Here is a 22,182-nt window from a genome sequence, read left to right as displayed (position 1 = left end):
GACACATGGAGTTCACCTCCGCCGACGGGCAGCAGAAGTACGCCGCCTTCGTGCGCGCGGCCCGACGCGCGGTCGTCGCGTTCGACTTCGACGGCACCCTCTCGCCGATCGTCGACGACCCGGAGCAGGCGCACATCCACCCCGACGCAGGTGAGGTGCTCGTCGACCTCGCGGACGTGGTCGCCGCGGTCGCGGTGATCACCGGCCGCCCGGCCCGCCAGGCCCTCGACCTCGGGGGTCTCGAGGAGGTCGGGAACGCGATCGGCGACGCGGGCAAGGAGCTGTACCTCTTCGGCCAGTACGGCAACGAGCGCTGGAGCTCGACCCAGCACCGGATCGTCTCGCCGCGGCCGCCGCACGGGCTGGCGACATTCCTGCGCGACCTGCCGCGGGCGCTGCGCAACGCCGACGCCGCCGACGCGTGGGTCGAGGACAAGGGGCTCGCGCACGCCGTGCACACGCGGCGGCTGCCGGACCCGGACGCCGCGTTCACGCGGCTGCTGCCGCCGCTGCGCGAGCTCGCCCAGCGCAACGGGCTCGTGCTCGAGCCCGGCCGCCACGTCATCGAGGTGCGCTCACCGGGCATGGACAAGGGCAAGGCGGTCGAGAGGCTGGTCGCGGAGACCGGCGCCGGCGGGTTCCTGTTCGCGGGCGACGACCTCGGCGACGTCGAGGCCTTCGAGGCGGTGCAGCGGCTCGCCAAGGACGGCATGCCGACGCTGCTGGTGTGCTCGGCGTCGGCGGAGGAGAGCGCGCTGGTCCCGCTGTCCGACGTCGTGGTGCACGGACCGGACGGCGTGCTCGAGCTGCTCCGGACGCTGATCGCCGACGCGCGTTCGTCCTGAGCGAACAGGAGGCCCTCTCCGGAACACCGCCCCGGTGCGGGACGTTCTGGAGGCATGTCACTGAAGCTCCCCGTCCTCTTCGTCACCGACGTCGTCGTGCTCCCCGGCATGGTCGTGCCCCTGGAGCTGGACGAGTCCTCGCAGGCCGCGATCGACGCAGCGCGCGCCGGCAGTGAGTCGAAGGTCCTCGTGGCCCCGCGCCTCGACGACCGCTATGCGTCGTACGGCGTGGTCGCGACCATCGAGCGCGTCGGCCGCTTCTCCGGCGGCTCCCCGGCCGCGGTCCTCAAGGCCGGCTCCCGGGCCGCCATCGGCAGCGGCGTCACCGGTCCCGGCGCGGCCCTGTGGGTCGAGGTCGAGCCGGTCGAGGACGTGGTCACGCCGCGCGCCCGCGAGCTCGCCGAGGAGTACAAGCGGCTCGTGGTCGCCGTGCTCCAGCGACGCGAGGCCTGGCAGGTCGTCGACCAGGTCCACCAGCTGACCGACCCGAGCGCGATCGCGGACACCGCGGGCTACGCGCCGTACCTGTCGACCGACCGCAAGCGCGAGCTGCTCGAGGACCCGGACGTCGAGTCGCGGCTGCTGCGCGTCATCGGCTGGACCCGCGACTACCTGGCCGAGGCCGAGCTCACCGACAAGATCGGCGAGGACGTCCGCGAGGGCATGGAGAAGCAGCAGCGCGAGTACCTGCTGCGCCAGCAGCTCGCCGCGATCCGCAAGGAGCTCGGCGAGGGCGAGCCCGAGGGCGCCGACGACTACCGCGCCCGCGTCGAGGCCGCCGACCTGCCCGAGAAGGTCCGCGAGGCAGCGCTCAAGGAGGTCGACAAGCTCGAGCGCTCCAGCGAGCAGGCGCCCGACGCCGCCTGGATCCGCACCTGGCTCGACACCGTGCTCGAGCTGCCCTGGAACGTCACCACCGCGGACTCGAACGACGTCGTCGCGGCCCGCGCCGTGCTCGACGCCGACCACCACGGCCTCGACGAGGTCAAGGAGCGGATCGTGGAGTACCTCGCCGTCCGCGCCCGCCGCGCCGAGCGCGGCCTGCAGGTGATCGGGGGCCGGGGCTCGGGCGCCGTGGTGCTGCTCGCCGGTCCTCCGGGAGTCGGCAAGACGTCGCTCGGCGAGTCCGTCGCGCGCGCCCTCGGCCGGAAGTTCGTCCGCGTCGCCCTCGGCGGCGTGCGGGACGAGGCCGAGATCCGCGGCCACCGGCGTACCTACGTCGGCGCGCTGCCCGGCCGCATCGTGCGGGCGGTCAAGGAGGCCGGGTCGATGAACCCGGTCGTGCTGCTCGACGAGGTCGACAAGGTCGGCTCCGACTACCGGGGAGACCCGGCCGCGGCGCTGCTCGAGGTGCTGGACCCCGCGCAGAATCACACGTTCCGCGACCACTACCTCGAGCTCGACCTGGACCTGTCCGACGTGCTGTTCATCGCGACCGCGAACGTCGTCGAGCAGATCCCGTCGGCGCTGCTGGACCGGATGGAGCTGGTCACGCTCGACGGCTACACCGAGGACGACAAGGTCGCGATCGCCCGCGACTTCCTGCTGCCGCGGCAGCTGGAGCGGGCCGCGCTGACGCCCGACGAGGTCACGGTCTCCGAGGCCGCGCTGCGCGAGCTCGCGGCGAACTACACCCGCGAGGCCGGCGTACGCCAGCTCGAGCGGCTGCTCGCCAAGGCGCTGCGCAAGGCCGCGACCCGGCTCGCGACCGGGGCCGAGCACGTCGGCATCGACGAGCCCGACCTCAAGGAGCTGGTGGGCCGGCCGCGCTTCACGCCCGAGTCGGCGGAGCGCACGTCGGTCCCGGGTGTCGCGACCGGTCTCGCGGTCACCGGCCTCGGCGGCGACGTGCTCTTCATCGAGGCGTCGGCGGCCGACGGCACCGCGGGTCTGACGCTGACCGGTCAGCTCGGCGACGTGATGAAGGAGTCCGCGCAGATCGCGCTCTCGTTCGTCCGGTCCCACGCGGCCGAGCTCGGCATCGACCCGTCGGCGTTCGACCGGGCCGTGCACGTGCACGTGCCGGCCGGCGCGACGCCCAAGGACGGCCCGTCCGCGGGCATCACGATGGTCACCGCGCTCACGTCGCTGTTCACCGGTCGCCCGGTCCGCTCCGACGTGGGCATGACCGGTGAGGTGACGCTGAACGGGCGGGTGCTGCCGATCGGCGGGCTGAAGCAGAAGCTGCTCGCCGCCCAGCGGGCCGGCCTCACCGACGTGTTCGTGCCGCTGCGCAACGAGCCCGACCTCGACGACGTCCCCGCCGACGTGCTCGAGTCGCTCACCGTGCACGTGGTCGGTGACGTCCTGGACGTCGTCCGGGGTGCCCTCGTCCAGGAGAGCGCCGCGACCGCCGCCGCCTGATCCCTCGGCGACCACGACGTACGTCGCCCGTCTTGCTCATGTCCCACATCGCGGAACCGATGTGCACATGGTGAGACGGGCGACGTACAGTCTTTCTCAGCTCATCCAGAGGGACTGAGGGATACGGCCCTGTGAAGTCCCGGCAACCGCCGCACGCACCCGCGTGCGGGCCCGGTGCCAAATCCGTCCGGCGCGAAGGTCGCGTCGGAAAGATGAGGAGGACTCCATGAGCGCACCTGTCATCGAGAAGCCCAGCCTGCGAGCCGGTGCCTTCGGCAACGCCACCGGCCTGTCGTGCCGCGAGTGCGGCCACCAGGTCGAGCTCGGGCCGCACTACGCGTGTCCGGAGTGCTTCGGCCCGCTGGAGATCGCCTACGACTTCCCCGCGGTCACCCGCGAGGAGATCGAGTCCGGCCCGCGCAACATCTGGCGCTACAAGGCGCTGCTGCCGGTGCCGGCCGACATCGAGACGTCGCCCAACACCGAGCCCGGCTTCACCCGGCTGCTCAAGGCCCACAACCTCGGCGCCGAGCTCGGCATCGACAACCTGTGGGTGAAGGACGACTCGACCAACCCCACCAACTCCTTCAAGGACCGCGTCGTGGCGTGCGCGCTGAGCGCTGCCCGCGAGTTCGGGTCGAAGGTCTTCGCCTGCCCGTCGACCGGCAACCTCGCCAACGCCGTCGCCGCGGCCGGCGCCCGTGCCGGCATCAAGACGGTCGTGTTCATCCCGAGCAACCTCGAGCAGCCCAAGCAGGTGAACTCCGCGATCTTCACCGAGTCCCTGGTCGCCGTCGACGGCAACTACGACGACGTGAACAAGCTCGCCTCGGAGATCGCGGGCGAGGAGGACGGCTGGGCGTTCGTGAATGTCAACGTCCGTCCGTACTACGCCGAGGGCTCCAAGACCCTGGGCTACGAGATCGCCGAGCAGCTCGGCTGGCGGCTGCCCGACCAGATCGTGATCCCGGTCGCGAGCGGCTCGCAGCTGACCAAGGTGCACAAGGCGTTCCAGGAGCTGATCAAGCTCGGCCTCGTCGAGGACAAGCCGTACCGCGTCTTCGGTGCCCAGGCCGAGGGCTGCTCCCCGGTCTCGGTCGCCTACAAGGCCGGCGTCGACGCGATCCGCCCGGTCAAGCCGGACACCATCGCCAAGAGCCTCGCCATCGGCAACCCCGCCGACGGCATCTACGTGCTCGACATCTGCCGCGAGACCGGCGGCGCGGTCGAGGACGTCACCGACGACGAGGTCCGCGACGGCATCGTGCTGCTCGCCCGCACCGAGGGCATCTTCACCGAGACCGCCGGCGGCACCACCGTCGCGGTGCTGAAGAAGCTCGTGAAGACGGGCCAGCTCGACACCTCGCTGGAGACCGTGGTGATCAACACCGGCCACGGGCTGAAGACCCTCGACGCCGTCTCCGGCCGGGTCGGCCCGGTCGCGACCATCGCGCCGACGTACGCCGCCTTCGCCGCCACCAGCCTGGCCTGACCCTTCTCGAGGAGCCCTGCAATGTCTGTCTCGGTCCGGATCCCGACCATCCTGCGCACCTACACCGAGGGCGCGTCCGAGGTGTCCGCCTCGGGCGCCACCCTCGCCGAGGTGCTCGACGACCTGGACGCGAGCTACAGCGGCATCAAGGGCCGGATCCTCGACGAGGGTGGCGAGCTGCGCCGCTTCGTCAACGTGTACGTCGGCAACGACGACGTGCGGTTCCTCGACAACCTGGCGACCCCCACCCCCGACGGCACCCAGATCTCGGTGATCCCGGCGGTCGCCGGCGGCTGCTGATCCCGCTTGTAACGCGGGGTTACGCCCTCTGGTAACCCTGAAATTTCGGGGTCACCAGAGGTCATAACCCCGCGTTACAAGCTGGCGCGGCGCTCGACCAGGTGAGCCCTCTCGGCGAGGTTGGCGCAGCGGCCGATCGCCTCGTCGTACGACGTGCGCGCGTCGTCGAGGCGGCCGCAGCGGGCCAGCAGCTCGGCGCGGGTGGCGGGCAGCCGGTGGCCGGGCAGCACCAGGCCGTCGAGCAGCGCCAGGCCGGCGGCCGGACCGGACGCCTCGGCGACGGCGACCGCGCGGTTGAGCCGGACGACCGGCGAGCCGGTCAGCGACTCGAGCTCCTCGTAGCGCAGCGCGATCCGGTCCCACGCGGTCGCCTCCGACGACGGCGCGATCGCGTGCTCGGCGGCGATCAGCGCCTGCAGCAGGTACGGCGAGGGCGGTGCGCCGGTCCACGGCCGAAGCAGGGACAGCGCCTCGGAGATCTCGTCCACGCGCCACCGCGACCGGTCCTGGTCCGGCAGCAGCACCAGCCGCCCGTCGACGACGCGCGCATCGCGGCGGGAGTGCTGCAGCAGCATCAGCGCCAGCAGCGCGTCGAGCTCGACGTCCGTGGTCGGGACGACCGCGCGCAGCACCCGGGCGAGCCGGATCGCCTCGCCCGCGACCTCGGTCCGCACGACGTCCGGACCCGACCCGGGCGCGTAGCCGGCGGTGAACGCCAGGTAGGCGACGTCGGCCACCACGGCCACCCGCGACGACAGGTCGGCGGGGACCTCGAACGACGCCCCGGCCAGCTTCTTGCGCGCCCGGGTCAACCGCGCCGCCATCGTCGGGGTCGGGACGAGGAACAGCCGCGCGACGTCCTCGGTCGCGACACCGAGCACCAGCCGCAGCGTCAGCGCCGCAGCGGACTCCGGCGCGAGGACGGGGTGCGCGCACAGCAGCACCAGCCGCAGCCGTTCGTCGAGCAGCGGTTCCCCGGACGACGCCATGAACGACTGCGCCTCCTCCTGCAGGGACGCGTCGACCGCGAGCAGCGGCAGCTTCCGGGCCGCGACCGCCTCGGACCTGAGCCGGTCCACGATCCGCCGGCGCGCGGCGGTCAGCAGCCACGCCGGCGGGTTGTCGGGGACGACGTCCCAGGTGCGCGCGGCGGCCTCGAACGCGTCGGCCAGGCCGTCCTCGGCCAGGTCGAGCCGCCGGAACTGCGCGACGAGCAGGGCCAGCAGCCGGCCCCACTCCTCGCGCAGGAGCGACTCGAGCGAGGTCAGAGGTCGACCTCGAGGACGGGCCGGACCTCGACGGTGTACTCCTGGGGCAGCAGCGCCGCGAGCTCGACGGCGACGTCGATGGACTCGACGTCGATGACGTAGAACCCGCCGATCTGCTCGACCGTCTCCGCGAACGGGCCATCGGTGACCGCCCGGTCCGCGCCCGGCCGCACGGTGCGCGCGGTCTCGGGACGACCGAGCGCGTCACCACCGACCACCGAGCCGCGCTCGGCGACCGCGGCGTCGAACGCCTGGAAGTCGGCGACCACCCGGTCGCGCAGGGCCTGGTCCGCAGCGTCCCACTTGTCGAAGTGGTCCTGCTCGGCCATCAGCAGCACGAACTTCACGACGTCGGCCCGTCCGCGCCGCCGAGGCACGCGCGCACCTCGACCGGACCGTCGCCGTCGGCGAGGATCCCGCACACCTCGAGCAGGTCGTCGAGGTCGTCGGTCTCCACGACGTAGTAACCGCTGAGCTGCTCGACGGTCTCGGCGTACGGCCCGTCGGTCACGACGGTGCCGGACGCCGTACGCCGCACCACCTTCGCCTCGCGGGAGTGCTCCAGCTCGGCGCCACCGGTGATCGTGTGGCCGCGCTCCTCGAGCGCCCGGGAGAACTCGCCGTGCCGGGCGTAGACCGCGGACCGGTGCTCCTCGGTCGCGTTCTCCCAGACGGACTCGTCGCCGGGCAGCAGGACGACATACGTGGTCATGGGGGGGTTCCTCTCGTCGTGCGGATGAGTCTGACACCGCGATGACGGGCGAGCAGCCCCGAGATCGACAGCGCCGGTGAACCAGCGCCGGTGAAGATGTCCCGCACATCCAGGACATCCGGCTCAGGTGCCTGGGACAGCGGGCCTGTGAAGGTCAGCGGGCCACCTGCCGCGACCGTCCTGGGAGACCCATCATGCCGTCGCTCTCGTTCCGCCTGCTCGTCCGCGCCCTCGCGCTCGCCCTGGTCCTCGGGCTCGGCCTCCCGGCCCTGACCGGCACGGCACCGGCGACGGCGGGTACGCCGGGCATGCCGCTGAGCGGCCGGGTCGTGACCACCGGTGGCGCCGGCGTCGCTGGGGTCGTCGTCACCGTGCGCGACGCCGACCGGGACGTCGTCGTCGCGACCGCGACGACCGACGCCGAGGGCGAGTACGCCGTCGCCGATCTCGCCGAGGGCGACTACGGCGTGCTGGCCACACCGCCTGTCGACGACCCGCAGCTGCTCGCGACCGCGTTCCAGCAGGTCTCGGTCCGCGGTGCCGACGAGGTGCTCGACCTCGCGCTCCAGGTCAGCAACCTCCGCGGCGTCGTGTCTCGATCCGACGGCAGCCCGGCCGCCGGCGCGCGGGTCATCAGCACCGCCCGCGGCCACCAGGAGGCGTGGACCTACCCGGACGGCACGTACCGGCTCGCCGTTCCGGCCGGCTGGGACGTCCGGCTCTGGGTGTCGCCGCCGGAGGTGAACCCGGCCCTCGACGTGCCCCGGGCACGGACGGTCGAGACCACCGAGTCCGGGGTCACGACCGCCGACCTCGAGCTCGCCCAGCCCAACCTGCGGGGCCGCGTGCTCGCCCCCGACGGCACGACCGGCGTGGCCGGCGCGACCGTGCGCGCGATCAACATGTCCGGGCAGTCCCTGGCCGACCTGCAGATGACCAGCCGCAGCGACGGCAGCTTCGGCTTCCGCGTCGCGCCGGGCACGTTCCGGATCGCCGTCGACCCGCCGGTCGACGCCAACGCCGACGGCTGGGTCGGCGCCGTCGAGGACGGTGTCGAGGTCACCGCCGAGCACACGCCCGGCGCGCCCGCGATCGCCGACGTGTCCCTGGGTGGGCCCACCGTCACCGGCGTCGTGCGCACCCCCGACGGCGACCCGGTGCCGCGGGCGCGGGTCCAGGCGTACTCCGAGGCGCACGGGTCCGCCGACGTCCGCGCCGACGCCGAGGGCCGCTTCGGCTTCGACCTGCCCCCCGGGGAGGTCCAGGTCTACCTCTACGCGCCGACGCCGCAGGCGTCGTACCTCGACACGTCCTACGCGATCGACGTGCCCGAGGTGCCGTTCGAGACCGACCTGGTCTTCGCGCGCCCCAACGTCGTCGGCCGGGTCGTCACCGCCGACGGGCTCCCGGTCCGCGGCGCCGACGTCCGCGCGTACGGGTCCGAGGCGCGTCCCGACGTGGTGCGCTACGCGTCCACGGACCGGCAGGGCCGCTTCGGCCTGTTGCTCGACCAGGGCACCACCCAGCGGGTGGTCGCCGACCCGCCGCCCGGCTTCCCGGACGGCATCCGCACCGGTCGCCCGGTCGACGTGCCCAGCGGCGACGGGGTCGCCGAGGTCGAGATCGTCGTCGACCGCCCGACCCCGGCGTCGTACGACGTCGTCCCGCTCGACGTGTCCGTCGACGGGCGTCCCGCCGTCCGCAGCAGCCTCCCGGTCATCAGCTCCGACGGCACCGTCGTGGCGCTGCGCGCTCACACCGAGGCCGGGTGCGACTGCGAGGAGGAGCGCAGCGACGGCCCGTCGGCCGCGCCCACGGACCCCCCGGGCGACTTCGCCGGCATCGTGCTGCACGACAACGTGACCGGCGAGGACGAGCCGCTGATCGCGCCCAACGGTGAGGTGATCGACACCTGGATGCTCGCGCTGAGCGGGGACGGCCAGCGGGTCGCCTTCCTCACGACCCAGGGCGGTCTGGTCGAGGGCGACGACGACTACGACCTCGACGCGTTCGTGCTCGACCGGCCCAGCAACACGTTGCACCGCCTCGCGCAGCCCGATCGCCGGCCGTGGTCCGGGATGTTCGATCCGCGCTTCACCACCGACAGCCTGGCGCTCTCGGCCGACGGCTCGCGGCTCGCGCTCGCCCAGCAGGGCGCTGACGAGGAGAACGTCGTCTACTTCGACATCGCCGTCGTCGAGCTCGGCGACACCGGCGCGGAGCTCTCGCGCGAGGTCATCGACGTCAAGTCGCAGTCGCGCACGCTGCTCGGCCTCAGCGCCGACGGCAGCACCCTGGCATGGAGCGAGTTCGAGCTCGGGGCCTGGGGCCTGCACGTCCTCGACCTCGCCAGCGGCGCCGAGGACGAGGTGCGACCGTTCAGCGACGGGGTCGACGTGTTCGACGGCGTCGTCGACCACCCGTCGCTCAGCGACGACGGCCGGTTCGTGGCCTACGGCGACGTCACGTACACCGAGAGCGGCTACTACCTCAACGCGGGTGTGCGGGTGGCCGACCGGAGCGCCGGCACCGACCGGCGCGTCGATCTCTTCTCGGACGCCGGCGGTCCCGAGGGCGCCGGCGTCGAGCAGCTCGAGATCTCCGGCGACGGGCAGTCCCTGCTGGTCCTGAGTCCCGGGGGGCATCCGGAGGAGGACCGGGACCAGGCCTGGCTCGTCGACCTCGACGACGACAGTGCCGAGCTGGTCTCGCGCGACGCCGCGGGGCGGCCGGCTGCCGATGGGATCAACGAGATCTCGGCGCCGTCCGACTTCTCGATCCTCGCCCTCGAGGTCGACACCGAGGTCCACAGCGGCGGGGACCGGGACTTCGTCGCGCTCGCGCTCGGCGAGGTCGTCCCGCCCGAGTGGCCGGACGACGCCACCCTCGGCGCACCGGCCGGCGGCATCGGCGCCCGCACCCTGCGGCTCCAGTGGAGCGAGGCCACCGACAACGCCGCCGTCACCGGCTACCGGGTCTACCAGGGCGCCACGCTGGTCGGCGCCACGAACGCCGCCACCCGGCGGCTCGACCTCTCCGGCCTGACCCCCGACACGTCGTACACGTTCACGGTCCAGGCCGTGGACGGTCGCGGCAGCCTCTCGACCGACGGCCCGAGCGCGACCGTGCGGACGCTGCCGGAGGACTCGACCGAGCTCCGTCCGCTGCGGTCGACCGTCCGGCCCGGCGGCGTCGACCTGACCTGGGAGGCCGCCACCGGCGCCAGCGAGCTCCTGGTGCGCACCTACCTCGGGGAGACCCAGGTCGACGAGCGGACGCTGGCCGGCACCGCGACCAGCGCCCAGCTCCGCGGCCTGGCCGCCGAGACGGCGTACACGTTCCAGGTCTTCGTCCGCACGGGCGAGACCGTGCGTCCGTTCACCGAGCGCGCCGGGGCGACCACGCCGGCGCTGACGTTCTCGTCACTGACCTGGACCGTCCCGACGATCCGGCCGGACGTCGCCGAGCGGGGCAGCACCGCGACCATCACCGCGGTCGCCGACCCCGGACGCCAGGTGAGCGTGGCGGTCCGGCACCTGTCCTGGTACGACGACGAGCACCGCTTCCTGGACACCCCGAGGTCCGTGACGTCGATCGTCCAGCTCGCCGAGTCGGCCACGCCCGGCACCTACACCGGCGGCTTCGAGCTCGTCGACGGTGTCGCCCGCATCGACGAGATGGTCGGCACCGTCGCCGACGGCCACGGCCACCAGCTGGAGCGGGCCAGCACCCGTGGACCGATCCGCGTCAGCAGCCGAGTCGTGGTCACCGTCGACGCCCCGGCCGAGTCGCTGCCCGGCGGCTACCTGCAGCTGACCAGCCAGTCCACCGGCGAGTGGGCCTCGCGGGGCGTCCAGGGCGCGGACGTCGTCACCTACGACCACCTCCTCCAGGGGGACGACTTCGTCGCGCGGGTCATGGACGAGCGTGGGCGGGTCACTGCCGAGCGGACCGAGGTCGCGGTCCGCAACGGCCTCGCGACGGCGCTCACCCTGCGCCCGGTGCTGCCGGCCAGCCTCACTGTCGTCGTCGGCCGCACCGGCGGCGGCCCCATCTGGAACGCCTCGGCGGAGCTGCGTGACGTCCGGACCGACCAGGTCATCGGCACCCAGAGCCTCGACACCGGCAACAGCGCCACCTTCGTCGGGCTGCAGGAGGACCAGCAGGTCCAGGTGCGGGTGCGCTACCGGGCCGAGGACACGCTCGAGGACAACCGCCCGGAACCGATCACGCTCGAGCCCGGCGCCAACCGGCTCGACCTGGTCGCCCAGCCGTTGGCGCGGGCCAGCGTCTCCGGGACCGTGCGCTACCAGGACGGCAGCCCGGTCGTCGGCGCCCAGGTCACGCTCTCCCAGGAGCACGGCACGCGGAGCTTCGGGTTCCAGGCGCGCACCGACGCCTCCGGCCGGTACACGGTCGAGGGGCTCGCCCGGCCCGGGCAGCTGTCGATCACGTCGGGGCGGCTGCGTGCCGGGCACGACGTGGATCTGAGCAACGGCCCGGTGACGCGTGACGCCACCCTGACCGGGCCGCAGACCTACCAGCTCCGGATGCGGTTCTTCACCCGCGCCCCGGGCACCCCCACCGAGGTCGGGCCGATCCCGCTGGACTGGCGCACCTTCGTGGACGTCGGGATGTCGGTCCGGGTCGACGGCCAGTCCCAGGGGTTCACCACCCCGCCGACCGCGGAGGACGGCTCGGCCCTCTTCTCGATCGACGGTGCCTTCGGCCAGGAGGTGGAGTGGTGCGTGCACGGCTACAGCGCCGGGCTCGCCCGCACCTGCGCGAAGATCACGCTCACCAACGACGTGACGCCCGTCATCGAGCTGCACGCCAGCGCGCCGGTGCCCGTGCGGGTCGGGTTCGCGGACGCCATGGACCTCGGCAGCATCGCCAGCGAGGTCTTCCGGCTGGTCGACGGCCGGCGTGAGCTGGTGTCGTCCCAGCGCCGCTGGGGCGCGACCGTCGACCACAAGGTGCCCGGGCCGGGAACCTACGTGATCGAGGCGAGCGCCGGCGATCGGTTCGGGCAGCGCGAGTTCAGCGTGGCGCCGACCGACACCGAGCTCAGCGTCGAGGGCGTGGTCCTGCGCCGGCGCACCCAGTTCGCAGGCACCGACAACGTCGTGACCGCGAGCCGCGACACCGTGCTCCCCGGTGGCGTCGTCGAGCTGCGCGCCGCCTGGCGCAACCAGAGCACCCCGGCGGAGAACGTCGTGGCCCGGATCGGGATCCCCGCCGGTACGACGCTGGTCGCGGGCAGCCTGATCCTCGACGGTCGACCCGTCACCGGCACGCCCGTGGGGGCGTACGTCGAGGTCCCGCTCGGCACCCTGGCCGGCCGTGCCACCGGAGCGCTGCGCTACCAGCTGCGGGCCGACGACGACCTGGCCGGCCGGGTGGTCGGTGAGGTCGAGCTCCGGTACGGCCCGCCCGCCAGCCGGGTCTCGGAGTCGCTCCGGCCGGCGACCGTCACCGTCCAGGGCGTCACCGTCACCGGGCCCGCAGCCACCAGCTCGCACGTCGTACCCCTCAGCGGCCGTGGGCCGATCGGGCACGTCGTCGCGATCCTCGACGGCGGCGTCCCCGTCGGACAGGCGCTGGTCGGACCGGGCGGGTTCTGGTCGTCCACCGTCACCCTCGTCGAGCAGCTGCGCGGGCGCACCGAGCACCGGGTCACCGTCGAGACGGTCGTGGAGGACCAGCGGGTCTTCGCCGAGCACGTCGTCGAGGTCGACGCGACCCGTCCGGTGCCGATCGGGATCTCGCTCTACCAGCGCGACGGCGCCTTCCCGAACGGCCGGCGCTTCGACTTCGACCCGCGGCGGGGCATGGCGCGGTTCCCGTTCGTCTTCGTGCCGGGGCAGGCCACGGTCGTCGAGGTCACCTTCGACGAGCCGAGCCTGGTCTCCAGCGCGACCGTCATCGTCGGGTCGCAGCGGTTCACCGCGATCCGGCAGACCAGCGGCATGTTCCGGGCGGTGATGACGGACCGGTACCTCAGCGGCCCGATCCGGGTCGACTACGAGGCGATCGCGAAGCCGCTGGACCTGACCCAGCCGGAGCAGTCGGAGGCAGAGGTCCGCGACAACCTGCCGCCGGTGTTCCGCGACTTCGAGATCAGCGACGTCCAGCAGCCCGACCCCTCCGGATCGGGACCGAAGGTCGGCGCGTTCACGTCGAGCATCCCATCGGTGCCCGGCGGCTCGATGCGCGCGACGATGACCGTCACCCGGACGACGTACACGCCCACCGCCGAGGACATCCGCATGGAACGGGCGACGGGCTCCCCGATGTACGACGCGAAGGTGACCCGCTCGGGCAACACGGTGAACGTCAGTGCGGCGATCCCGCTCTCGGCGATCCCGGGGTTGGCGGCGCGGGCCGAGGCCGACGGCACCGAGATGGGCCGGACGCTCGCCACGATGCTGCGCAACGCGATCGGCCCGGAGGCGGTGCCGGCGAGGGCCGGCGCCGTGGGGGTCACGCTCGGCGTCGCCCGGGTGGGCTACCAGCTCGCCTTCACCGGCGCCCAGGGGCTCGACGGGATCCTGTCCGCCCTCGGGTCCGGGGACAAGTACGAGGCGCTGTCGAAGGTCGTCGCCGCCGCTGGCGGCTGCTCGCCGGCGAAGGCAGCTCAGTACGTCGACCGGGCCCGGAACCTCGCCAACGCGGCGATGGCGGCCGAGGTCGCGCTGCTGGCGCTCAACATCGGCGCCGCCGCGCTGGCGCCGGCGACGATGGGTCTCGGCACCCTCGCGGTCGGCATGATCGCGTGGGGCCTCGACAAGGCGATCGGCCACGAGATCGAGTGGCAGACCGAGATGCTCGCCGCCGACATCGAGTTCGACGACGACTGCAAGGACGACGAGAAGGACGACGACGATGACGACAAGGACGACCTCCCCGAGCCGGTAGCCGACCCCGTCTGGATCTACGACCCCAGCGGCTACGTCTACGAGGGCGCCCGGTCGGTCCGGGTCCCGGGCGTCACCGCGACCCTGCTGACCGCGCCGACCGCGGACGGTCCGTGGACGACGTGGGACGCCGAGTGGTTCGGGCAGATCAACCCGCAGACCACCGACGACGCCGGCCGCTACGGCTGGGACGTCCCGGAGGGCTGGTGGAAGGTCGTCTACTCCAAGCCGGGCTACCGTCCGGCGTCGAGCCGGGTGCTGCGCGTGCTGCCGCCCCACCTCGACGTCGACGTGTCGATGGTCAAGGAGGGCTTCCCGCACGTGACCGGATCGGTCGTGCGCGACGGGCGGCTCGAGATCACCTTCGACCGGCTGGTGCGCAGCGGCATCGCCGCGCGCTCGCTGTCGGTGGTCGACGCCGAGGGCGTCGAGGTGCCCGGTGCGTGGAGCGCCGTCGGCGCGACCACCGGTGACGACGCGGCCGCGCTCCAGCGCGGGGTGGTGTTCACCCCGACCCGCGCACTGGCGGCGGGCAGCCGGGTGACGGTGACCGTCGACGGGGTCGCGGACTACAGCGGCCGCCTGATGGCCGCGCCGTACGCCGTGTCGCTGACCGTGCCGGTGCGCGGCGGCGGAGGCCCCGGTGGCCCGGTCGCCAAGGTCCCGGACGCGCCGGTCGACGTGACCGCCGAGGCCGGGGAGCGGATGGCCTCGGTGTCGTGGGTCGCGCCGGCGGACAACGGTGCCGAGCTCATCGACTACGTCGTCACCGTCCAGCCCAGCGGGCGGCAGGTGACCGTCGGTGCCGACGCGACGTCGACCGAGGTCGACGGGCTGACGGCGGGCACGGCGTACTCGTTCACGGTGACCGCGCGCAACGAGGTCGGCAGCAGCCCGGTGAGCGCGCCGTCGAACACCGTGGTGCCGACCGCGGACGCGCCCGACACCGTGCTGGTGACGGCTCCGGCCGGGTTCGTCACGAGCCGGGCCGCCCGGATCGCGTGGGCGGCGACGGGAGCGACGTACGTCTGCGAGCTCGACGGGGTGGCCCGCGACTGCGACGGCGCGGGCACGGGGCTGACCGGTCTGCGGCCCGGGACGCACACGTTCACCGTCGCGGCGCGAGACGCGGACGGCGACGTGGACCCGACGCCCGCGGTGGCGACCTGGACGGTGCCGCGCGACGACCGCGCGCTCGCCGGCGGCCGGGACTGGAAGCGCCGCAGCAGCGACGCGGCCTTCCAGGGGACGCTCACGCAGACCTCGACCCGCGGCGCGACGCTGACTGCTCGGGTCGAGGACGCCACCGGGCTGGCGCTCGTCGTCGCCCGGGCCTCCGGGCGGGTCGCGGTGTACCTCGGCCGCGACCGGGTGGGGACCGTCGACCTCGGGTCCGTGGAGCGCCAGCGCGCGGTCGTGCCGCTGCGTGGCTTCGACGCACCGCGGACCGGGACCGTGCGGATCGTGGTCCTGTCGCGCCACGCCGTGGTCCGGGTTGACGGCCTCGCGGTGAGGACGGCGGGCTGACGGCCCGTTGTCCCGGTCGTCGCCCCGGCTTCTGCGCCGGGGCGACGACCGTTCACCGGCCCGTGCTTCAACGGACCCATGAGACGCACGATCGCGGTCACGGCGGCCGGCACGGTGGCGGGGGCCGCGGCGGTCCGAATGCTCCTGCACCGCCAGGCCGCGCACGCGCGCGGGCTCATCGGCAAGCCGTTCGGCGAGGTCGCCCCGGACGCAGACCGGACCTGGAAGAAGAAGTACGGCGCGCCGATCGAGCTGCTCCTCGTCGGTGACTCGATCGCGGCCGGGCTCGGCGCCGACCGGCCCAAGGACACCCTCGGCGGCCGGCTCGCCCGCGGCCTGGCCCAGGAGACGCACCGGGCGGTGCGGCTGCGGACCGCGGCGCGCGTCGGCGCCGAGTCGTCGATGCTCGGCGAGCAGCTGGCGCTGCTGCCGCCGGCGTACCGGCCGGACGTCGCGGTGATCGTCGTGGGCGGCAACGACGTGACGCACCGGGTCCCGGTCGTCGACGCGGTCAAGCACCTCGAGGCGGCGGTGACCGAGCTGCGCGAGCGGGGCGCCGGCGTCGTGGTGGGGACCTGCCCCGACCTCGGTGCCCTCACGCCGGTGCCCCAGCCGCTGCGCGCGCTCGGGTCCCGCGCCTCGCGCCAGCTCGCGCTGGCGCAGGAGGCGGCTGCGGTGCGCGCCGGCGCCCACGCGGTGTCGCTGGCCCAGGTGGTCGGGCCGTTCTTCATCACCAATCCCGACGAGATGTTCAGCCTCGACCGGTTCCACCCGAGCGGCGTCGGCTACAAGCGCACGGCCAAGGCGCTGCTGCCGTCGGTGCTCGCGGCGCTCGGGCTGCGCGCGGACCTCCCGTACGGACATCGCGGTCCTGGTGCTTGACAGGGGTCGTGGCAGGATCCAGAGTGAGCGGTGGGAACGCTCCCACGACCGACCTTCCGCCGAGGAGTGGACCGCGCGATGGTCTCGACGGAAGGCCCGGGAGCACCCGCCCCGAACGGCGGTTCGGCGGCGGGCCCATCCGTGCGGCGGGCCCGGGAGATCCTCGACGTCCCGGGCCCGTCGTTCGATCTCCGCACCTCGTCCGCCTTCGCCCCTCCCGCCGCCCCGCCGACGGCATACTGACGCCCATGAACCGCACCCCGCGCCCCCGACCGACCCTCGAGGAGGTCGCCGCGCGCGCGGGCGTCGGCCGCGGTACGGCGTCGCGGGTCATCAACGGCGGCGAGAAGGTCTCCGAGCGTGCGCGGCAGGCCGTCGAGGACGCGATCGCCGAGCTCGGCTACGTCCCGAACGCGAACGCCCGCGCCCTGGTCACCCGGCGGACCGACGCCGTCGCGCTGGTGATCGCGGAGTCGGAGGAGCGGGTCTTCGGCGAGCCGTTCTTCGCGGGGATCATCCGCGGCATCGGCGCCGCGCTGGCCGATGCCGGCCGCCAGCTCGTCCTGCTGCTCGCCCAGGCGTCGGAGCGCCGCGGTCCCCTCGACGAGTACCTCACCCGCCAGCACGTGGACGGCGTCCTCCTGCTCTCCCTGCACGACGACGACGAGCTGCCGGACCGGATCCGCGCGCACGGCCTGCCGGTCGTGGTCGGGGGGCGCGCGAACGAGGGGGTGCAGCACGGCTTCGTCGACGTCGACAACGTGCAGGGCGCCGGGCTCGCGGTCGCGCACCTCGTCGAGCGCGGGCGCGCCCGCATCGCCACGATCGCCGGGCCCGCGGACATGGTCGCCGGCTCCTCCCGCTTCCAGGGGTACGTCGCCGGGCTCGCCGCGGCCGGGCGCGAGCTCGACGAGCGGCTCGTCGAGCGCGGCGACTTCGGGCAGGAGAGCGGCGCCGCCGCGATGCGCGCGCTGCTCGACCGCTCGCCGGACGTGGACGCGGTCTTCTGCGCCAACGACCTGATGGCGCTCGGCGCGCTCCAGACGCTGCGCGAGGCCGGGCGCCGGGTCCCCGAGGACGTCGCGGTGGTCGGCTTCGAGGACGCCCCGGTCGCACTGTCGGCGCACCCGCCGCTCACCACCGTGCACCAGTCGCCGGAGCAGATGGGGCGCGAGATGGTCGCGCTGCTGCTCGAGACGATGGCCGGCCCCGAGGACCGGCCGGGACGGATGCTGCCCACCTATCTGGTCATCCGCGACAGCAGCTGAGCCGGGCCCCTAGGGTTTCGGTTCGTGGAGCAGATCGGCGAGGCGACGGCACCGCTGGTGCTGCTCGTCACCAGCAAGGAATGGGCCGAGGGCGAACCCGGGCACGCGGCCCTCGACCGCGCGCTCGACGCGAACGGCCTCGAGAGCCGCTGGGTCGTCTGGGACGACCTGTCGGTCGACTGGGGCGCGGCCGACGTGATCGCCGTACGGTCCACGTGGGACTACGACTCCCGGCTCGGGGAGTTCCTGGGCTGGGCGTCCGGGGTCGGCCCGGCGCTCCTCAACGGCGCGCACGTCTTCCGCTGGAACACCGACAAGCACTACCTCGTCGAGCTCCAGGACACCGGCCTCCCGGTCGTGCCGACGGTCGCCGCGGACACCGTGTTCGACGTCCGCGCCGCGGCCGACCGGTTCGGGCTGTCGGTGGTGAAGCCGCGCGTCGGCGCCGGCGGGCGGCACATCGAGGTGGTCTCCGACGGCCGCGTCTGGCTGCCGCAGCCCGACGGGCACCAGGGGCCGTGGATCGTGCAGCCGCTGGTCGAGTCGATCCACCACGACGGGGAGACGTCGGTGTTCGTGATCGGCGGGCACCCGGTCAGCCAGGTCGAGAAGCTGCCCAGCACCACCGACATCCGCGTGCACGAGCAGTTCGGCGGTACGGCGCGCTCGGTGGAGCTGACCGACGAGGCGGCCATGCTCGCCGCGGAGGCGATCGCGACCGTCGTCGACCTGCTCGGCGCCGAGGTCGTCTACGGCCGCGTCGACATGATGCGCCACCAAGGACGACTGGTCGTGAGCGAGGTCGAGCTCACCGAGCCCGGCCTCTACCTCGACGTCCTGCCGCTCAACGCGCTGCCGTTCGCCGAGGCGATCGCGAACCGCGCGCTGCCGCGGACCTGGTGAGGCTGGCGCCCCGGCCCCGGCCGCGGGCCCACCCCCGCTTCTTGCACTCGCAGGGGTCGAGTGCTAAACATGATGCTGGCACTCTCGACATGAGAGTGACAACCGGATCGGTGCCAGTTGAGGCCCACCGCGCCGGCGAGAAGGGTTCGCCGGGTCAGCAGGGTCGTCCGTCGCGGGCAACCCATCGAGCCGGATCCCCGAACTCTAAGCGTGAGGAATCGCAGGAGTTATGCCCAAGCTGATTGCTTTCAACGAGGAGGCCCGGCGCGGTCTCGAGCGTGGCATGAACACGCTCGCCGACGCCGTCAAGGTCACCCTCGGTCCCAAGGGCCGCAACGTCGTGCTCGAGAAGAAGTGGGGCGCCCCCACGATCACCAACGATGGTGTCTCCATCGCCAAGGAGATCGAGCTCGAGGACCCGTACGAGAAGATCGGTGCCGAGCTCGTCAAGGAGGTCGCCAAGAAGACCGACGACGTCGCCGGTGACGGCACCACCACCGCCACGGTGCTCGCCCAGGCGATGGTCCGTGAGGGTCTGCGCAACGTGGCCGCGGGTGCGAACCCGATGGGTCTGAAGCGCGGCATCGAGGCCGCTGTCGCCGCCGTGTCGGAGCAGCTCTCGAACATGGCGATCGACATCGAGACCAAGGAGCAGATCGCCGCGACCGCGTCGATCTCCGCCGCTGACACCACCGTCGGCGAGATCATCGCCGAGGCGATGGACAAGGTCGGCAAGGAAGGTGTCATCACCGTCGAGGAGTCGAACACCTTCGGGCTCGACCTCGAGCTCACCGAGGGCATGCGCTTCGACAAGGGCTACATCTCGGCGTACTTCGTCACCGACCCGGAGCGCATGGAGACGGTCCTCGAGGACCCGTACATCCTGATCGCGAACCAGAAGATCTCGTCGGTCAAGGACCTCCTGCCGCTGCTCGAGAAGGTCATGCAGTCCGGCAAGCCGCTGCTGATCCTGGCCGAGGACACCGACGGCGAGGCGCTGTCGACCCTGGTCGTCAACAAGATCCGCGGCACCTTCAAGTCCGTCGCCGTCAAGGCTCCGGGCTTCGGTGACCGCCGCAAGGCCATGCTGCAGGACATCGCGATCCTGACCGGCGGCCAGGTCATCTCGGAGGAGGTCGGCCTCAAGCTCGAGTCGACCGGCATCGAGCTGCTCGGCCAGGCCCGCAAGGTCGTCATCACCAAGGACGAGACCACCATCGTCGAGGGCGCGGGCGACGCCGACCAGATCGCCGGTCGCGTCAACCAGATCCGTGCCGAGATCGAGAAGTCGGACTCCGACTACGACCGCGAGAAGCTGCAGGAGCGCCTGGCCAAGCTGGCCGGCGGTGTTGCGGTCATCAAGGTCGGCGCGGCCACCGAGGTCGAGCTCAAGGAGCGCAAGCACCGCATCGAGGACGCCGTTCGCAACGCGAAGGCGGCCGTCGAGGAGGGCATCGTCGCCGGTGGTGGCGTCGCCCTGGTGCAGGCTTCGGCCACCGCGTTCGACAAGCTGGACCTGTCGGGCGACGAGGCCACCGGTGCCAACATCGTCCGCTATGCCACCGAGGCCCCGCTCAAGCAGATCGCGGTCAACGCCGGTCTCGAGGGCGGCGTCGTGGCGGAGAAGGTGCGCAACCTGGAGGCCGGTCACGGTCTCAACGCGGCCACCGGCGAGTACGTCGACATGATCGCCTCCGGCATCATCGACCCCGCCAAGGTGACCCGCAGCGCGCTGCAGAACGCCGCCTCCATCGCGGCGCTCTTCCTCACCACCGAGGCCGTCGTGGCCGACAAGCCGGAGAAGGCCGCCCCGATGGGCGACCCGTCCGGCGGCATGGGCGGCATGGACTTCTGAGTCCCACCCGCTCCACGTAGCACGCGAACGGCCCCAGTCCTCCGGGACTGGGGCCGTTCGGCCGTCTCACCCCGTCTCGCCCCGACTGAACGTGGCGGCGGGCGGGCGCGGACGCATGAGAGCGGGCGTGGCAGGGTTACGGGCGTGGGCATGGACGAGTCGCGACGCGAGCGCTTCGAGGAGATCGCCCCGGGCCTGATGGAGCCGGTACGCCGCTTCCTCGCGCGCCGCACCGACCCCGAGACCGCCGAGGACGTGCTCGCCGAGACCCTGCTGGTGTGCTGGCGCCGGGTCGAGGAGGTGCCCGACCTGCCGCTGCCGTGGGTGTACGCCGTGGCGCGCAACTGCCTCCACAACGCCGAGCGCGCCGCGCGCCGACAGGACCGGGTGGCCGCCCGGCTGATGGCGCAGCCGGACGATCCCGGCCCGCCCGACGACCAGGCGCTGCACGAGGCGCTGGCCGCGCTGCGCCCCGAGGAGGCCGAGCTGGTGCGGCTGTGGGCGTGGGAGCAGCTGACGCCGGCCGAGATCGCGGTGGTCCTCGGCATCTCGCCGAACGCCGCGAGCACCCGGCTCACCCGCGCGAAGAAGAAATTGTCCGACCTGCTGCGAAAGAGTGCGGCCCGAGCCGGACATGAGGAGTCGAGAGAGGGGAGAAGGTCATGAACGACGACGAGCTGCTGCACCGGCTGCAGGCGTCCGACCCGGCTTCCTCCCTGCCGCCGGCCGACCCCGACCGGGCGGCCCGACTCCTGGAGGACGTCATGAGCACGGAGCTCACCACCGAGAACCGTGAGACCGGCACGCACGACCGGAGCCCGCTCACCTGGCTGGTCGCCGCAGCGGCGGCCGTGATCATCGCCGGGGCCGGGATCTTCGCGGTCATGAACCTCAACGACGACTCGGCGACACCGACCGCGATCGACACCCCGGCCGCGAGCGACCCCACGGTCACCGAGCTGTCCGCGCCCGACGCTGCGGCGTACGCCGCCAAGTGCATGGTGCCCAACCCCGAGGTGCTGGCCGAGCAGACCGTGGCGTTCGACGCGACGGTGACCAGCATCGACGGCACCCTCGTCACGCTGACGCCGACCACGTGGTACGCCGGTGACCCGACCGACCTGGTCGAGGTGCAGGCGCCGTCCGCGGAGATGCAGCAGCTGCTGAGCGCGGTGAGCTTCGAGCAGGGCGGGCGCTACCTGGTGTCCGCGACCGACGGCCGGGTCACGCTGTGCGGCTTCAGCGCGGCGTACTCCGACGACCTCGCGTCGATGTACGCCCAGGCGTTCGCGGGGTGACGGTCGACGGACTGCTGCTGGCCGCGGGCGCGGGCTCGCGGATGGGCATGCCGAAGGCGCTGGTGCCCGGGTGGCTGGCCCGCGGCGTGCAGGTGCTGACCGACGGTGGCTGCGCTCCCGTGACGGTCGTCCTCGGCGCGGGCGCCGAGGACGCGCTCCCGCTGCTCGAGGGCACCGGCGCGAGCGCCGTGGTCGCCGCCGATTGGAAGGAGGGCATGTCCGCCTCGCTGCGCGCCGGGCTCGCGGCCGCGGAGACCTCCGACGCCGACGCCGTGCTGCTGATGCTGGTCGACCTCCCGGACGTCGGCGCCGACGTCGTGCGCCGGCTGCTCGACCCACCGCCGGTCGCGAGCACGTTGCGGCGCGCGACGTACGCCGGGAAGCCCGGCCACCCGGTCGTCCTCGGCCGCGAGCACTGGGCCGCGGTCGCCGCTGAGAGCACCGGCGACGAGGGGGCCCGGGCCTACCTCGCCGCCCGCGACGTCGAGCTCGTCGAGTGCGTCGACCTCGCGACCGGGCGGGACGCCGACACCCCCTGAGTAGCCTGGGCT

15 protein-coding genes and 1 riboswitch are annotated in these 22,182 nt (G+C 73.2%); of the genes, 12 read left to right on the top strand and 3 right to left on the bottom strand.

What is annotated here, in order from left to right:
• The first annotated feature begins 5 nt into the window (after positions 1 to 5).
• From otsB to ABD875_RS18995, 4 genes are all read left to right on the top strand, one after another.
• Entirely contained in the window at positions 6 to 845 is an 840-nt protein-coding gene (otsB, locus tag ABD875_RS19010) for a trehalose-phosphatase (protein ID WP_345181148.1), read from the top strand.
• Between the two features lie 54 nt (positions 846 to 899).
• A complete protein-coding gene (lon, locus tag ABD875_RS19005; RefSeq protein WP_345181146.1) occupies positions 900 to 3,209 on the top strand; it encodes an endopeptidase La in 2,310 nt (769 codons plus the stop codon).
• A 98-nt stretch (positions 3,210 to 3,307) separates the two neighbouring features.
• Positions 3,308 to 3,428, top strand: a riboswitch (SAM riboswitch).
• A gap of 7 nt (positions 3,429 to 3,435) precedes the next feature.
• Complete coding sequence (gene thrC, locus ABD875_RS19000) at positions 3,436 to 4,701, top strand: threonine synthase (protein ID WP_345181144.1); 1,266 nt, start codon at positions 3,436 to 3,438, stop codon at positions 4,699 to 4,701.
• 21 nt (positions 4,702 to 4,722) lie between these two features.
• The gene (locus ABD875_RS18995) at positions 4,723 to 5,001 is read left to right on the top strand and encodes a MoaD/ThiS family protein (protein WP_345181142.1); all 279 of its coding nucleotides are present in this window, start codon (positions 4,723 to 4,725) and stop codon (positions 4,999 to 5,001) included.
• Positions 5,002 to 5,075: 74 nt separating this feature from the next.
• Here ABD875_RS18995 and ABD875_RS18990 read toward each other — a convergent pair whose 3' ends face one another.
• The 3 genes from ABD875_RS18990 to ABD875_RS18980 form a co-directional block, all read right to left on the bottom strand.
• Positions 5,076 to 6,080, bottom strand: coding sequence for an RNA polymerase sigma factor (locus ABD875_RS18990; protein WP_345181140.1), 1,005 nt, complete (start codon positions 6,078 to 6,080; stop codon positions 5,076 to 5,078).
• Positions 6,081 to 6,265: 185 nt separating this feature from the next.
• A complete protein-coding gene (locus ABD875_RS18985; protein ID WP_345181138.1) occupies positions 6,266 to 6,646 on the bottom strand; it encodes a YciI family protein in 381 nt (126 codons plus the stop codon).
• Entirely contained in the window at positions 6,613 to 6,981 is a 369-nt protein-coding gene (locus ABD875_RS18980; RefSeq protein WP_345181136.1) for a YciI family protein, read from the bottom strand. Before ABD875_RS18980 ends, ABD875_RS18985 begins: the two co-directional genes overlap by 34 nt.
• 194 nt (positions 6,982 to 7,175) lie before the next feature.
• Between ABD875_RS18980 and ABD875_RS18975 the strand changes: the two genes are divergently transcribed.
• From ABD875_RS18975 to ABD875_RS18940, 8 genes are all read left to right on the top strand, one after another.
• Positions 7,176 to 15,425: a carboxypeptidase regulatory-like domain-containing protein gene (locus tag ABD875_RS18975; protein ID WP_345181134.1), complete on the top strand. Its 8,250-nt coding sequence runs from the start codon at positions 7,176 to 7,178 to the stop codon at positions 15,423 to 15,425.
• Positions 15,426 to 15,503: 78 nt separating this feature from the next.
• Positions 15,504 to 16,307, top strand: coding sequence for an SGNH/GDSL hydrolase family protein (locus ABD875_RS18970; RefSeq protein WP_345181131.1), 804 nt, complete (start codon positions 15,504 to 15,506; stop codon positions 16,305 to 16,307).
• A 248-nt stretch (positions 16,308 to 16,555) separates the two neighbouring features.
• On the top strand, positions 16,556 to 17,575 hold the full coding sequence (locus ABD875_RS18965) for a LacI family DNA-binding transcriptional regulator (protein WP_345181129.1): 1,020 nt from the start codon (positions 16,556 to 16,558) through the stop codon (positions 17,573 to 17,575).
• A gap of 24 nt (positions 17,576 to 17,599) precedes the next feature.
• Positions 17,600 to 18,478, top strand: coding sequence for an ATP-grasp domain-containing protein (locus ABD875_RS18960; protein ID WP_345181126.1), 879 nt, complete (start codon positions 17,600 to 17,602; stop codon positions 18,476 to 18,478).
• Between the two features lie 229 nt (positions 18,479 to 18,707).
• Positions 18,708 to 20,333 carry a chaperonin GroEL gene (groL, locus tag ABD875_RS18955; protein ID WP_345181124.1) on the top strand — a complete coding sequence of 542 codons (1,626 nt, stop codon included), beginning with the start codon at positions 18,708 to 18,710 and terminating at the stop codon, positions 20,331 to 20,333.
• Positions 20,334 to 20,483: 150 nt separating this feature from the next.
• Positions 20,484 to 20,999: an RNA polymerase sigma factor gene (locus ABD875_RS18950; RefSeq protein WP_345181121.1), complete on the top strand. Its 516-nt coding sequence runs from the start codon at positions 20,484 to 20,486 to the stop codon at positions 20,997 to 20,999.
• Positions 20,996 to 21,631 carry a hypothetical protein gene (locus tag ABD875_RS18945; protein WP_345181119.1) on the top strand — a complete coding sequence of 212 codons (636 nt, stop codon included), beginning with the start codon at positions 20,996 to 20,998 and terminating at the stop codon, positions 21,629 to 21,631. Before ABD875_RS18950 ends, ABD875_RS18945 begins: the two co-directional genes overlap by 4 nt.
• Positions 21,628 to 22,170, top strand: coding sequence for a nucleotidyltransferase family protein (locus ABD875_RS18940; RefSeq protein WP_345181117.1), 543 nt, complete (start codon positions 21,628 to 21,630; stop codon positions 22,168 to 22,170). The genes ABD875_RS18945 and ABD875_RS18940 overlap by 4 nt, the downstream gene beginning before the upstream one ends.
• Positions 22,171 to 22,182 lie beyond the last annotated feature (12 nt).

It is taken from the genome of Nocardioides caricicola, assembly GCF_039541135.1.
Taxonomy (GTDB): Bacteria; Actinomycetota; Actinomycetes; order Propionibacteriales; family Nocardioidaceae; genus Nocardioides; species Nocardioides caricicola.
This window is presented reverse-complemented; position numbering and strand designations above follow the sequence as displayed.

What these genes read in the sequence shown, in the direction of transcription:
- ABD875_RS18945 (WP_345181119.1), top strand. Translation starts at nt 20,996, where the DNA reads ATGAACGACGACGAGCTGCTGCACCGGCTGCAGGCGTCCGACCCGGCT.
- ABD875_RS18970 (WP_345181131.1), top strand. Translation starts at nt 15,504, where the DNA reads ATGAGACGCACGATCGCGGTCACGGCGGCCGGCACGGTGGCGGGGGCC.
- groL (WP_345181124.1), top strand. Translation starts at nt 18,708, where the DNA reads ATGCCCAAGCTGATTGCTTTCAACGAGGAGGCCCGGCGCGGTCTCGAG.
- ABD875_RS18975 (WP_345181134.1), top strand. Translation starts at nt 7,176, where the DNA reads ATGCCGTCGCTCTCGTTCCGCCTGCTCGTCCGCGCCCTCGCGCTCGCC.
- ABD875_RS18995 (WP_345181142.1), top strand. Translation starts at nt 4,723, where the DNA reads ATGTCTGTCTCGGTCCGGATCCCGACCATCCTGCGCACCTACACCGAG.
- thrC (WP_345181144.1), top strand. Translation starts at nt 3,436, where the DNA reads ATGAGCGCACCTGTCATCGAGAAGCCCAGCCTGCGAGCCGGTGCCTTC.
- lon (WP_345181146.1), top strand. Translation starts at nt 900, where the DNA reads ATGTCACTGAAGCTCCCCGTCCTCTTCGTCACCGACGTCGTCGTGCTC.
- ABD875_RS18980 (WP_345181136.1), bottom strand. Translation starts at nt 6,981, where the DNA reads ATGACCACGTATGTCGTCCTGCTGCCCGGCGACGAGTCCGTCTGGGAG.
- ABD875_RS18965 (WP_345181129.1), top strand. Translation starts at nt 16,556, where the DNA reads ATGAACCGCACCCCGCGCCCCCGACCGACCCTCGAGGAGGTCGCCGCG.
- ABD875_RS18950 (WP_345181121.1), top strand. Translation starts at nt 20,484, where the DNA reads ATGGACGAGTCGCGACGCGAGCGCTTCGAGGAGATCGCCCCGGGCCTG.
- otsB (WP_345181148.1), top strand. Translation starts at nt 6, where the DNA reads ATGGAGTTCACCTCCGCCGACGGGCAGCAGAAGTACGCCGCCTTCGTG.